20 protein-coding genes and 1 pseudogene are annotated in these 10,994 nt (G+C 38.4%); 10 read left to right on the top strand and 11 right to left on the bottom strand.

The features are described 5' to 3' along the window. Both Q0212_RS06030 and Q0212_RS06025 read left to right on the top strand, forming a co-directional pair. Positions 1-299: hypothetical protein (locus tag Q0212_RS06030; protein WP_297923580.1), on the top strand; the 299-nt coding region annotated here is incomplete at its 5' end. 3 nt (positions 300-302) lie between these two features. Beyond that, positions 303-1,028 (top strand): hypothetical protein, encoded by a 726-nt coding sequence (locus tag Q0212_RS06025; RefSeq protein WP_297923578.1) that lies wholly within the window; start codon positions 303-305, stop codon positions 1,026-1,028. A gap of 168 nt (positions 1,029-1,196) precedes the next feature. Here Q0212_RS06025 and Q0212_RS06020 read toward each other — a convergent pair whose 3' ends face one another. Genes Q0212_RS06020 through Q0212_RS05980 form a run of 9 tightly spaced genes read right to left on the bottom strand, consistent with a single transcriptional unit; the run spans position 1,197 to position 5,271 of the window. Continuing rightward, on the bottom strand, positions 1,197-2,384 hold the full coding sequence (locus Q0212_RS06020; protein ID WP_297923576.1) for a DUF3596 domain-containing protein: 1,188 nt from the start codon (positions 2,382-2,384) through the stop codon (positions 1,197-1,199). 17 nt (positions 2,385-2,401) lie between these two features. Further along, positions 2,402-2,614, bottom strand: a complete 213-nt coding sequence (locus tag Q0212_RS06015) for a hypothetical protein (protein WP_297923574.1) — start codon at positions 2,612-2,614, stop codon at positions 2,402-2,404. A gap of 2 nt (positions 2,615-2,616) precedes the next feature. Beyond that, positions 2,617-2,835, bottom strand: a complete 219-nt coding sequence (locus Q0212_RS06010) for a hypothetical protein (protein ID WP_297923572.1) — start codon at positions 2,833-2,835, stop codon at positions 2,617-2,619. Further along, positions 2,835-3,050, bottom strand: a complete 216-nt coding sequence (locus tag Q0212_RS06005) for a hypothetical protein (protein ID WP_297923570.1) — start codon at positions 3,048-3,050, stop codon at positions 2,835-2,837. The genes Q0212_RS06010 and Q0212_RS06005 overlap by 1 nt, the downstream gene beginning before the upstream one ends. Next, the gene (locus tag Q0212_RS06000; protein WP_297923569.1) at positions 3,025-3,270 is read right to left on the bottom strand and encodes a hypothetical protein; all 246 of its coding nucleotides are present in this window, start codon (positions 3,268-3,270) and stop codon (positions 3,025-3,027) included. Before Q0212_RS06000 ends, Q0212_RS06005 begins: the two co-directional genes overlap by 26 nt. Before the next feature lie 2 nt (positions 3,271-3,272). After that, entirely contained in the window at positions 3,273-3,506 is a 234-nt protein-coding gene (locus tag Q0212_RS05995; RefSeq protein ID WP_297923567.1) for a hypothetical protein, read from the bottom strand. A gap of 14 nt (positions 3,507-3,520) precedes the next feature. Next, positions 3,521-4,099, bottom strand: coding sequence for a hypothetical protein (locus Q0212_RS05990; RefSeq protein WP_297923565.1), 579 nt, complete (start codon positions 4,097-4,099; stop codon positions 3,521-3,523). A 2-nt stretch (positions 4,100-4,101) separates the two neighbouring features. Next, entirely contained in the window at positions 4,102-4,383 is a 282-nt protein-coding gene (locus tag Q0212_RS05985; RefSeq protein WP_297923563.1) for a winged-helix domain-containing protein, read from the bottom strand. Then, the gene (locus Q0212_RS05980) at positions 4,384-5,271 is read right to left on the bottom strand and encodes a hypothetical protein (protein WP_297923562.1); all 888 of its coding nucleotides are present in this window, start codon (positions 5,269-5,271) and stop codon (positions 4,384-4,386) included. It abuts the gene before it with no gap. A 106-nt stretch (positions 5,272-5,377) separates the two neighbouring features. Here Q0212_RS05980 and Q0212_RS05975 point away from each other — a divergent pair, with 106 nt between their 5' ends. Together Q0212_RS05975 and Q0212_RS05970 are read left to right on the top strand one after the other, a co-directional pair. After that, on the top strand, positions 5,378-5,620 hold the full coding sequence (locus tag Q0212_RS05975) for a hypothetical protein (RefSeq protein ID WP_297923560.1): 243 nt from the start codon (positions 5,378-5,380) through the stop codon (positions 5,618-5,620). A 19-nt stretch (positions 5,621-5,639) separates the two neighbouring features. Further along, a complete protein-coding gene (locus Q0212_RS05970) occupies positions 5,640-5,930 on the top strand; it encodes a hypothetical protein (RefSeq protein WP_297923558.1) in 291 nt (96 codons plus the stop codon). Between the two features lie 25 nt (positions 5,931-5,955). Here the strand turns inward: Q0212_RS05970 and Q0212_RS05965 are convergent, their stop codons facing one another. Both Q0212_RS05965 and Q0212_RS05960 read right to left on the bottom strand, forming a co-directional pair. After that, positions 5,956-6,426 carry a hypothetical protein gene (locus Q0212_RS05965; RefSeq protein ID WP_297923556.1) on the bottom strand — a complete coding sequence of 157 codons (471 nt, stop codon included), beginning with the start codon at positions 6,424-6,426 and terminating at the stop codon, positions 5,956-5,958. A gap of 195 nt (positions 6,427-6,621) precedes the next feature. Next, positions 6,622-6,828, bottom strand: a pseudogene (locus tag Q0212_RS05960) (helix-turn-helix domain-containing protein); the annotation flags it as partial. Positions 6,829-6,949: 121 nt separating this feature from the next. Here Q0212_RS05960 and Q0212_RS05955 point away from each other — a divergent pair. The 6 genes from Q0212_RS05955 to Q0212_RS05930 form a co-directional block, all read left to right on the top strand. After that, the gene (locus Q0212_RS05955; RefSeq protein WP_297923554.1) at positions 6,950-7,150 is read left to right on the top strand and encodes a Cro/CI family transcriptional regulator; all 201 of its coding nucleotides are present in this window, start codon (positions 6,950-6,952) and stop codon (positions 7,148-7,150) included. Positions 7,151-7,200: 50 nt separating this feature from the next. Beyond that, positions 7,201-8,217 (top strand): PriCT-2 domain-containing protein, encoded by a 1,017-nt coding sequence (locus Q0212_RS05950; protein ID WP_297923551.1) that lies wholly within the window; start codon positions 7,201-7,203, stop codon positions 8,215-8,217. Then, complete coding sequence (locus tag Q0212_RS05945) at positions 8,214-9,917, top strand: primase-helicase family protein (protein WP_297923549.1); 1,704 nt, start codon at positions 8,214-8,216, stop codon at positions 9,915-9,917. Before Q0212_RS05950 ends, Q0212_RS05945 begins: the two co-directional genes overlap by 4 nt. A 328-nt stretch (positions 9,918-10,245) precedes the next feature. Then, positions 10,246-10,554, top strand: a complete 309-nt coding sequence (locus Q0212_RS05940) for a hypothetical protein (RefSeq protein WP_297923547.1) — start codon at positions 10,246-10,248, stop codon at positions 10,552-10,554. A gap of 10 nt (positions 10,555-10,564) precedes the next feature. Continuing rightward, on the top strand, positions 10,565-10,807 hold the full coding sequence (locus Q0212_RS05935; RefSeq protein ID WP_297923545.1) for a hypothetical protein: 243 nt from the start codon (positions 10,565-10,567) through the stop codon (positions 10,805-10,807). Next, positions 10,804-10,994: hypothetical protein (locus tag Q0212_RS05930; RefSeq protein WP_297923543.1), on the top strand; the 191-nt coding region annotated here is incomplete at its 3' end. The genes Q0212_RS05935 and Q0212_RS05930, both read left to right, overlap by 4 nt.

Raw genomic sequence — 10,994 nt, 5'->3', positions numbered from 1 at the left:
TAAATGATTCTACTACAACACTAACAACCTACACCGTCCCTGCTAGTGCCGTTACCGAAAACGGTCGTACAATCATTGAGTTATCTAATAACTCTTTAACAAGTATCATCATTAATGCTGCAACTGGCACAGGTAAAATTGCTGGTGATAGCGTGAACATTAGCATTACAGGTACTTATGCTGCTCAAGCATTGGTGGCTAGTGGCGTTACTTTGCAGGGCGATTTGACGTTTAGCTATCAACACCAAACCAAAACCTTGGTCTATAAAGGCTCTAATACTTGGAAAGTGGTGGGGTGATTTATGTTCCCATTAGGTGTTTTGAAGAAAAAAATTGATTTGGCGACTTTGATAAATCTTAGGTTTGAAGGCTCAGAGGGTAGTCAAGTTTTTACGGATAGTAGTCCGTACCATAGAAGTGTCACAGTAAGTTCAGGTTCTCCTGCACTAACCACTACAAACCCTCTTAGTGGTACGTCAAGTTTACTGCTGACTACAGATACAAGTCAGGCGAAAATAACTACAAATGACACGTTAAATCCTGCTAATCGGGCTTTAAAAAGTATTGAGTTTAGAGTTCAGATTGACTTAGATAAGATAGCCAATAATGAATCTCAGTTAATTTTTACACAAGGTATTACAGGCACAGTCGGGAGTGTTTTCTGTTATATAGGGCGCAGTGCAACAGGCAATGGAGGCTCGGTTGTTTTGGTTTGGTACAACCTTATTTTCAACCAAATATATACCCAATTGGGTACTGCTCTTAGCGATTTAAGTCAGAATAACCATGTTTGTTTTGACCTCAGAAACAACGGTGTATTGTTTGGTTTTTCTAACGGAATGGAGAGTTCTACAAGTAATTATCAGTACAACGGTGCGTTTACTAATTCGCTGAATCTAGGTGGAACTTTCTTAGATATAGGTAATTACCCATTCACCCCTTTACTTAATCAATTCAGGGGTAAATTAGATAACTTTAAGTTTAGCAATGTTGGTAGATACTTAACTAATTTTACGCCTCCAGTTTAAGTGTCATTTGCGTGTCGTTCTCTATAGGACTCCATAGGGTTCTATAGGGGGTAAAAAACAAAAAAGCCTAGATTTCTCTAGGCTTTTCAATGTGTTACTTGGTGGAGATGGCGGGAATTGAACCTACAACACATCAAAATATAATCATTAAATATCAAATACTTACTATTAAGCCTCTTTTTTGAGTGTCATTTCAGTGTCAATAGGCGTAAAGTCATCATAGTTACCTGATGGTTGATAGCCATTCTTTTTGCTGGAATCTGGTATCCATTTACCATAGTTTCTCATAATCATTTCAACGTCAACGTGTCCCATCTGCTGACTTAACCACCAAATATTTTCCCCTCGAGATAATAGCGTACTGGCAAAAGTGTGCCTTGTTTGATACGGATTCCGATAGCGTACACCTGCTTTTTTTAAAATATGCGTCCATAGCGTTTTTCTAATTTGTGCGTCTGTTTCCCAAGGTGTCTTGGTACGTGGATTATAAAAAACTCGCTTACCTTCAATGAATGTATGCTCTTTTTGTGCCTGTAGTGCGGTCAAAGCCAAAGGCCAAAGCATAACTTCCCTTGTTCCTGCTGCTGTTTTTGTACCTTTTTCAGTTTTTTCAACCACGGCGCGAGACACTTTAATTTTATTGTTCACAAAATCTATATCTTGCCACTCAAGCGCAATCAACTCACTGGTACGCAATCCCGACCAAAATGCAAACTGTATTAAGTTCCTGCCTTGTCCTTCACAATTTGCCAAAATAGCTTTAATTTCCTCGCTGTTGAATGGGTCAATCTCATAAGTGCTTTTGGTTGTTGTTTTTATTAGCAGCTTATTTAAAGCAATTTTATCAAGTGGATTACTTTGTATTAATCCCTCATTAAGTGCGTCATCCAGTACAGAACGTAAAGGCGTTAATATATTTCGTACCGTTTTAGCGGTTTTGTTTTGGGTAACAATCCAGTCTTTTAAGTGAGTTGGTTCTAATTCATTCACTAACAAATGACCAAAGCTAGGCATTAAATGAGCGTTAATTACTTTTTTATAACTATTAAAAGTGGATGGCGATATTTTATTATTATCTAAGGCGTTCTTATAAAGCGTAATAAATTGATTCAATAAATCAGCTATTGTTTTTTGAACTTGATGTTTGCTAAATAACTTAATTTTAGGCGAATTTGGAAAGTAAACAGAGTAATCAAAAGTACCTCGTTCTATGGCATTTTGAATTTCTGCTTTTAATCGTTCCACATATTTGATGTTAGCTGACGTGTGCTGTAAATTGAGTGATTCACGACAGCGTACACCATTATATGTAAAACTGATTTGAATAGACTGGGTGTGTTTATGCTCACGTAACATGATGCCACGTGAGGTTTTTAGCTTTTTAGTGCTTTTTGAGTTGATTGGTTGCCCTGTGTTATCCATTCTTCGACCTTTTCTAAATTGATTCGTACACGATTGTCGGGCGATAGTACCCAATGTACACCTTTAATCCAATGGCCAGCATTGCGTTTGCCTTCAACCGCTTTTTCTGTTTCGCCTGATAGTTCGCAATAGCGTTTAACAGTCACCCAATTTAACTGTCTCATAATTACAAACTCGCTTGACTACCAACAACAGCCAATTCAGGCGGTAAAATTTGCCCGTGTTGGTTAATAGTTGGTTGTGATGTTTTAACTAATTGAAACGCATGATTGCAGCTAGGGCATTGATAATGAAATTTAGGCAAGGGCAAACCCATAGGACTAAAACAAAATGAGTCAAAATCACTGGTTTTGCCACACATCGCGCATTGAATACCAACATTCATTAGGCTTGCTCCTGCTGCTTAATTTTGTCATCTAAGCAAGCTTGTTTTGCTTCTGCTGCTGATAGCTTCAACTCAGTAGCCAAATAACAAAGCTCACTTACTTTGATTTCTGCTGCAAAAAGTGTAACGTGACCACGGTCTAACTTTTTAACTCTGTAGTTACCGCAGTCACTTTGAATAATAGTGTCACTAACTTTTAGCCACTGTATTTGCATGATTCACCTTTTTAGGCTTGATTCCATATTCAGCGTTTAGGATTTTTATTTCGCTATTTGCTAAATCAAGTCGCCAAGCTGCATTGTTATATTTGTGAAAAAGCTCGGTGTTATCGCTATAAAGCTGCTTATTTTGGCTAGATAGCTCTTTGTTTCTAAAAGCTAAATAAGCCAAATAAATGACTAACAAAGCAATAACGACAGTTTTTAAAGTTTCCATGATTAACTCCGTTTAAATAATTCAAGGTCTGCATGTAAAAATGCTGTATTACACAGATTAAACAATGAATTTTGACCTTTGGAATCAATTGCTTTTGCACAAAAAAGACCGTCTATGTAACCGCATAAGTGACCATAATCTTTATATAATGCTGTTTCATTTTTTGATTCACTTAATGCGCTTAAAAGTTGCCAAAAACGTAAGTACCAAAAAGGCATGTCAAAACTGTCATTCATTTTTCTAAATCCTTTTAAAATGGTAATTCAGCAGCAGTCGTCCAGCCTTTAAGCCAGTGCTGATGTTCTGGTGTGTTTTTTGGGTAAGGATTGCTGTTAATAGTTCGTTTAGTGATAAACGCGGACGAATTTGCGGCAAAGCCTTCATCGTAAAAGTCTTTAAAAGAGGGTAGTTCTAAAACTTTCCACCAAACCAAACCATTCATTTGATAAAGTCTTTCTTTATCATCAATATAATAACAATTAAAAGTTTTTATATTGTTAGACTCATAAACAGACAAATAATTAAACACGCAAGCAAAGCCGCGACTATTAATGCCAACATATAAAACATCATTATTTAATGTGTTTGTGGGTAATGCTTTTGATACGTGCGTTAATCCTGATGTGTTAGTGTTTTGCCTATTCACAAAATCAGCAGCAATCGTGTCAACAATTTCAAGTGACTTGATTACAGCGTTTTCAATGTCATCATCACCTTCAACATTGGTGGTTAAGGCATTGGTCGTGCTAATCATTTCGAGTTCGTCTCTTAACTCGTCAAGCAAGTTTAAAAAAGAGTCGTTTTCGATTGGGTAAGTTGCTTCTGTCATTTTTATTGCTCCGTGGCTCTTTGTAAAATAGGGACTAACCATTGGTTATTGTTGTTTATTTTTGCACCCATAGGGCTATTTCTATCAACATCAATGGGTATGCCTGCTTCTTGCATAAAACGTAAATCGCGTTGAATAGTTCTTAAACTCACAGTTATTTGTTTTTCCTGTAGTTTTTCTAAAATTTCTTTAGTACCAACACGTCTTCCTGTACTTTCTGACACAATTCGCAAAATCTCTATCATTCGCTTTAAGTGGTCAAAACGTGAATATTTTGTTTTCATTTAAGCTGCCTTATATTTATCATCGCGCTCTTTTTCAGCACGTTGTTGTTTAATGCGAATAGCGGCTTGTTCGTAGCTTTCGCCAGCGCGTGCCAAGCGTTCAATGTCGCTTTTAAGCACGCCATATAACGTGTCGCCAATCGGTTTGGGTTGCTCGGTTGTGGTTTTGGCCGATTTTTCGATGCTCAACCAGTAGTCATACAATTTGTCTAAATCGGTTTGAGGTAGGCTTTTGCCTTGGTTGTAACTAATAAACTTGTGTAACGTTTTATCGTTATGTTTCGTTACGTTGCTCAAGCTGCTTAATGTGGGTTTAAAAAAATCTATACAAACCAGTCCAGTTGTTGCGGTTGTTGGTGTTTCAACGGTTGGTTGCACTAAAACAACTGGGTTTATATTTATATTTTTATTTAAATCTTTATCTAAATTAGTAACGTTACTTTCGTTACGTGGTTCGTTATGTGGCGTTACGCTGTTGTTACGTTCGTTACTTGCGTTACGTTGTGCTTCTTGTTGACGTGCGCGATATTCAGCTTGGCGTTCTGCATTGGTTTTGGCACGTGTTGGTAATTCTTGGTTAGTGCTTAATTGGTCGGTTTCTTGATAGTTTTCTACTAACATAATTGAGTAATAGCGGTTGTTGTCGCTGTTTAGTGCAAATTGGCTTAATACTTGGTCTTTAATTTTGAGCCATGCTTTTAAGGTTAGGTTGCACCAGTTGGCCAAAAACTTATCGTCATTTGGTATAGACAAAGCAGGGCTTTGCTTCATGCACAAGCATAGCAAGTCTAAATAAGCAGCTTTAACGGCTGCTTTTGTGCCAACGCGAAAGTTAAAAATGTAACTTTCGTGAGAGAATTTGAGCCAAGGGAGGGTTTGGGTGTTCATTGTTGTTGTCCTAAAACACTTTCGCCTATAAATATAGTTTTAACTATTTACAAAATCAATAGTTTTAACTATATTTTTATTGCCGTTTAATTTTTTTGAGGTTTATATGAAACAATGGTTAAAAAGTTTTGTGCATAACTGTGTGGTGCATCCTGCTATGCCGTTTTTGCCTGTTAAAGTGGCTAACTGGCTGCATGACAAAAATGCAAATTGGGCGTTTGGTTTAGAGCGTTATGATGAATTGGCTTTAGAAGGAAAAAAAAAGCCAACTATTAGAAAGTTGGCTCAAGCGTTGGTTGATGATGCTATGGATGGTGGAGCTTTATCAATTTTTCAACAAAAGCAATAGCTTGATATTGAGGTGTGTTATGGATGAATTTGAAATTCAAACGTTTGAGGGTGATCCAAAAATAACGTTAACGCTTGAACATTTGTTTATTGAAGTTTCTGTGAGCGTAAAAGTCCGTTCCGAATCTTATCCAGTGACAGGTAAGTTTGACGAAGACATGTCTGAGGTGCGCCGTTCCCTATTTTTACAGGCAGTAGAGGCAGTAGCTCCTCGTATTGCGCGTGCAGCTTCTGAATCTCACGTTGCATTTGAAGAAGCCTATCAGCAGGTGATGGTAAAACGTCTTCAGCATCGCTTTGGGTCTGCTTAGTTTTCATATTTAAATCCCTCTCAATCTACAACGTAAAATCAAGCCATACGCCAAAGTGACCACTGTCACCGTTATCCCTTTCCCAGCCACCTTTAATCACGGCTGGGCAAGTGCCGATAATGTTGGTTAATTGGTAATGCTTTAAATAATCACGATATTTGATAGCAACAGCGCGTGATAAATAGCCTACTGTTTTGCCTTCTGTATCAATCCTTACCGCGTTTTTATCAACTGGATTGTTATCTTCCAAAATAAGATAGGCAATGGTTTTTTTGTTGTGGCCGTTTTTGGTTTTTCGTCCACAAATAGCTAATAAGTTATCTTGAAAACTGGCTTCTCCAACAATTTCAAGGTCATAGCCGCCATTGGTGGGGAGGTTATAAATTTTAGGCGATGAAGTTGTATTGGCTTTTATTTTTAGATAATTTTTAAGCTTAAACATTCCATAAATAAAGCCAAAAATTATCAATAATCTAAATAGTGTACTAGCATCCATAATTTAACTCCTTGTTTAAGCACTTTTTTTATCAGGTGCTGTACCATTTGCAACAGCATCCTGAGACTCTTTTAATTTAACTAAATGTTGGATTGTATTGTTAATAAAACTAAGGTCTTCGGGGCTTAATTTGCCTTCGTTGGTAAATTGTTTAAGCTGTTGGGCAAGTAGTTCTGCGGCATTTGGTGTTTTTGTTGAATATTTATCAGAGCCAGTTTGTAGCCATAAAGAACTTACACCTAAATAATCAGCAATCAAAGGCAAAAAAGTAGATGCTACAGATTTGCCTGATTCTAATTGATGATAGCTTGGCTGAGTCATTCCAACAGCTTTTGCTACTTCGGCCTGTGTTTTATTAGCGGCTTTTCGCGCGCTTTTAAGCCTATCTTTTAAATCGTTCATGGCTAACTCTCATTAACAACAATAATCATATAGTTACGACTATATAAAAACAAATAGTTATAACTATTGACTTGATTATAGGCATAACTATAATGAGCATATTATTTGCAGGTTTTAAGTTATGAGTATCTATAAAGACCTTGTTGAGCATTTCGGTGGACAAAAGAAAACGGCTGTTGAGTTAAATGTAAAACAGCCTTCTGTACACGCTTGGGTAACTGGAAAGACAAAAATGTCTGCTTTGGTGGCATTACGTGTTGAGCAAAAAACACAAGGAAAATTTAAAGCCGTTGAACTTTGTCCTGAAATTAAAACATCCTGACAATACCTAAAAAACTCTTAAAACGACTAAAAACTGTAGGAATGTTGGACGTGTCCCTAACAATTGACGATTTACCAAGCCTCTTGCAATACATTAGTCCAGACGTTGACCGTCAAACATGGATTAAAGTAGGCAATGCCATAAAAACAGAATTTGGCGAAAATGGCTTTAGCTATTGGGATAGCTGGAGTGCAGGCGCATCTACCTATAAGCAAAAAGAAGCCATGACAACATGGCGTTCACTCAAAACAGGTAAAAACAGCTTTGGCGTACTGGTCAACATGGCCAAAGAGCGCGGCTGGGAATATCCCAAAAAACAACTTACCGCAGCAGAACGCAAAAAACTCAAAGACGAACAAGCAGCACGCAAAGCCGAACGTGATGCCCAAATTGAAGCGGATGAAGCCAAGCTACAAAAAATGCAATCCATCGTGGCCAACGGCTGTCAAAAAGTGTGGGAAAACTTTTGTTTTGAATTTGGTCAATCAGACTACTTAAAGCGTAAACAAGTCACTGCTTTGGGCATACGTTTTTTCCATCAAACCGTTGTTTTGTGGATTGATGACATAGAAGAAAAAGCAGGGGTAATCAGTGGTGCAAAAGTTTTTGAGTTCTTCAAAAAATTACCTAAACCACGTCCCGATAACATCCATTTTTTAATGTTCAAAAAAGGCTCTATTGCCGTTCCCTTGCGTGATGCAGACGGCAAACTTTGGGCATTACAGGCAATTAACGGCACAGGCAATAAATTATTTCCTAAATATGGCCGCAAAATTGGCTTATTTCACATTATTGGCTACTTAAAAGATGCCAAAGCCGTTGCAGCCGCCGAGGGTTACGCAACAGCCGCTAGTATTCACATGGCTACCGAATGGCCAGTTTTTGTCTGTTTTGATAATGGCAATATGGTCAACGTAGCACCAGTCATTAAAGAAAAAGCACCAACGGCCAAAATTTTGTTTTGTGCGGATAAAGACGATAACGGCTCAGGTGAAAAATTTGCCACACAAGCGGCTGAATTGATTGGCGGTGACGTGGTGTTGCCTGATTTTGGGGGTGAAGTATGACTACCCAAAAAAAACCTAACGACTTTAACGATTTACACGTTTTACGCGGTTTGCCTGTGGTGCGTGAGCAGTTGCAGAATGCCTTGTCCACCCATGCCCCAAAACTCCCCGAACCCCTCGAAGTTGCCGTAGGCGAACCAAAAAGTGAGGGTCAGGCCGAAAAACCCACAAATAAAAATCAACCATTTTCTAGCGAAATACTACTCGAAAGGTTTGCCTTAATCGAAGGTAAGACGGATGTATGGGACACACGTCAACATATCGTAATGAAAAAAGGCGCGTTTAAGGATTTAGTCGGTAAAAAGTTATCAAGCGAATGGTTAGAAAGTCCAAACAAAAAGCTAATCAGTTTGGCTAATGTTAAGTCTATTCAAGAAAACTCTGCGGCCAACCAAGTGGGGGTTGCAGGGGTGGACTTGATGCTGTCGCGGTATATTTTAATTTATGGCACTAGAGATGTTTGGGATAGTCAAATAAGAACACGCATACCTGTATCGTCATTAGAGATTGCGTGGCCAAACGAATATCAATTATGGCTAAAAAACTCTAGCAGGAGAAGAATGGTGTTACCCGATAAAATTGTTTTTGACCCTACTATGCGAACCGAAGATGACTGCATTAATACGTTTGACGGTTTGCCTTTGATTCCTTTGCCACAAGATCAGCTTAATGATAAGTGCTTAGGGATATATCAATTATTACAATCAATGTGTGAAAACGATTTTGTATTTAACTGGGTATTACGTTGGCTTGCTTTGCCATTACAAAAAATGGGAACAAAGTTAGCAACTGCTATTTTGTTCCACGGTGAAGTGCAGGGTGCAGGTAAGTCTTTATTTTTTAGCGATATTCACCGTCAAGTATATGGCAAATATTCAGCAACCTTAGGTCAACATCAATTAGAAAGTCAGTATTCAGACTGGAAGTCAGGAAACTTGTATTCAGTCTTTGAGGAAATTTTTAGTTCAAGTGGTCGCTTTCAAAACATGGGCGTTGTTAAGCATGAAGTGACTGGCAAAACACGTCGTGTGGAAAAGAAGTTTGTGAGTGGCTGGGAAGAAGCCAACTACTCAAACTGTGTGTTTTTATCAAACGAAATACAACCATTGCCGATTGAGCCTAGAGATCGCCGCTTTTTAGTGTGTTGGCCAAACTTCAAACTAGACCCTGATATTTTGGCGTATGCCGTCTTAGATATGAATCGTCCAGATAATGAGGGCATACGCGCTTGGTACACATTCTTGCTTAATTTGCCTATGGAATTTGAATATCAAGTCGAAGATGAAAAAGGCGCATCAAAAACTCATAAATACGTTTTTACAGCCAATAGCGAACCACCCATGACTAAAGCCAAAGAACGGCTAATTGAATACGGATTGCCTGCATGGGAAGTATTTTTAAGAGAGTGGAAAGCTGGGCGGCTGCAATACCCTTATACCAACTGTCGCACTAAGCAGCTATATGAGGCTTATAAACGGTTCTGCGGTAGTGCAACTGAAAAACCTTTATCAGAAACAAAGTTTTGTACGTTGTTAAGCGTCAGGTTGCATAAAAAATTAGCTTGGTACTGGGTTGGACAAAAAACAAAGCAAGCCACGTTTTTTATTGTTAAAGACATACCACAGGGTAAAACACAAGAAGCGTTTTTAGCTGAGTGTTGCCAAGAGTTTGCTGACGCATTTAAAGAGAGTGCTGATTAGTTTTGTTAATGATGTTAAGGGTTATGTTAAGGGTTTACAGCAAACCCTTAACATAAAACAAGCCTACAGCCGCAAGGCTTAGAGATAGGTTTGTTAAAGGGTTAAGGGTTTACACGCGCACGCGCACACAAGAAATTATTTTTTTATAAACCAACAAAACAAATTTATAAAAAATATTTTTTCTCTTACGTGCGAGAAAATAACCCTTAACACTCTTAACATCTTAACAAACCTTACAGCCACAAGGGCTAGATATGTTAAGGGTTTACAACAAACCCTTAACATAACCCTTAACAAAGTTTAAAAATTAAACAATATAGGCTTAAAAATGAAAAGAACACTCACACAAGTCACTTTAGATTGCTTATTAGCATTTTATTTAAACAGTGCTGAGCAAGCCGATAAGGTTTTAGTGTCCAATTTAGACAAAGTAAGTGCCAAAAACCGAAAAGTATTAGAGCAAGTTTTAGAACGTAGCCAAGACATGAAAGAACGTTACTGGCACGCCATAGCTGATGAACTGCATAAGCAAGCAATTGCTGATGATTTAAACGTTGAGATCATTGCACCTAAACCACTGGTGCAAGCTAAACAAGCAATCAAAGAACAATCAAAACCATTTGTGTTTGGTATGTGAGGGTATTGTCATGGGTGAATCTGAGGTCGAATGGCTAAAAGCCGAAAATGCGCGTTTAACAAAACAAGTTGAGCAGCTCATAAAAGATTTGCATCGCATTGATAACGCACGTCAAGCGGCTGTTAATCAGTGTGCTGTTATGGCTGAGGAAGTAGAGCGTCTTAATAGTTTTCTTGCCTATGGTGACGTGATGAATGAGGCAATTGGGGAACGTGGAGAGGCTTGCTTAAGTATTGATGTGAGTAACCTATGAAACAGTCATCAATAACACCACAGGTTTTAGAAATGCTTTTGGATAACTGGGGCTTGTTTGTTAGCTCAGGTTCGTGGGGGCCAAAGGTCGCTACTCAGTGTGGCAGCATCGAACGCGAATGGAATAGCAATCTATCGCGTTATGTTTGGGATGATGCACGGCCAGTTAAAGACACGGCTTGTGATGA

Origin of the sequence: uncultured Agitococcus sp. (assembly GCF_937920075.1) — a bacterium.
GTDB lineage: Bacteria > Pseudomonadota > Gammaproteobacteria > Pseudomonadales > Moraxellaceae > Agitococcus.
Note: the sequence above shows the minus strand (reverse complement) of the source record. Positions and strands in the feature narration are given on the sequence as shown.

What these genes read in the sequence shown, in the direction of transcription:
- Q0212_RS06025 (WP_297923578.1), top strand. Translation starts at nt 303, where the DNA reads ATGTTCCCATTAGGTGTTTTGAAGAAAAAAATTGATTTGGCGACTTTG.
- Q0212_RS06020 (WP_297923576.1), bottom strand. Translation starts at nt 2,384, where the DNA reads ATGTTACGTGAGCATAAACACACCCAGTCTATTCAAATCAGTTTTACA.
- Q0212_RS06015 (WP_297923574.1), bottom strand. Translation starts at nt 2,614, where the DNA reads ATGAGACAGTTAAATTGGGTGACTGTTAAACGCTATTGCGAACTATCA.
- Q0212_RS06010 (WP_297923572.1), bottom strand. Translation starts at nt 2,835, where the DNA reads ATGAATGTTGGTATTCAATGCGCGATGTGTGGCAAAACCAGTGATTTT.
- Q0212_RS06005 (WP_297923570.1), bottom strand. Translation starts at nt 3,050, where the DNA reads ATGCAAATACAGTGGCTAAAAGTTAGTGACACTATTATTCAAAGTGAC.
- Q0212_RS06000 (WP_297923569.1), bottom strand. Translation starts at nt 3,270, where the DNA reads ATGGAAACTTTAAAAACTGTCGTTATTGCTTTGTTAGTCATTTATTTG.
- Q0212_RS05995 (WP_297923567.1), bottom strand. Translation starts at nt 3,506, where the DNA reads ATGAATGACAGTTTTGACATGCCTTTTTGGTACTTACGTTTTTGGCAA.
- Q0212_RS05990 (WP_297923565.1), bottom strand. Translation starts at nt 4,099, where the DNA reads ATGACAGAAGCAACTTACCCAATCGAAAACGACTCTTTTTTAAACTTG.
- Q0212_RS05985 (WP_297923563.1), bottom strand. Translation starts at nt 4,383, where the DNA reads ATGAAAACAAAATATTCACGTTTTGACCACTTAAAGCGAATGATAGAG.
- Q0212_RS05980 (WP_297923562.1), bottom strand. Translation starts at nt 5,271, where the DNA reads ATGAACACCCAAACCCTCCCTTGGCTCAAATTCTCTCACGAAAGTTAC.
- Q0212_RS05975 (WP_297923560.1), top strand. Translation starts at nt 5,378, where the DNA reads ATGAAACAATGGTTAAAAAGTTTTGTGCATAACTGTGTGGTGCATCCT.
- Q0212_RS05970 (WP_297923558.1), top strand. Translation starts at nt 5,640, where the DNA reads ATGGATGAATTTGAAATTCAAACGTTTGAGGGTGATCCAAAAATAACG.
- Q0212_RS05965 (WP_297923556.1), bottom strand. Translation starts at nt 6,426, where the DNA reads ATGGATGCTAGTACACTATTTAGATTATTGATAATTTTTGGCTTTATT.
- Q0212_RS05955 (WP_297923554.1), top strand. Translation starts at nt 6,950, where the DNA reads ATGAGTATCTATAAAGACCTTGTTGAGCATTTCGGTGGACAAAAGAAA.
- Q0212_RS05945 (WP_297923549.1), top strand. Translation starts at nt 8,214, where the DNA reads ATGACTACCCAAAAAAAACCTAACGACTTTAACGATTTACACGTTTTA.
- Q0212_RS05940 (WP_297923547.1), top strand. Translation starts at nt 10,246, where the DNA reads ATGAAAAGAACACTCACACAAGTCACTTTAGATTGCTTATTAGCATTT.
- Q0212_RS05935 (WP_297923545.1), top strand. Translation starts at nt 10,565, where the DNA reads ATGGGTGAATCTGAGGTCGAATGGCTAAAAGCCGAAAATGCGCGTTTA.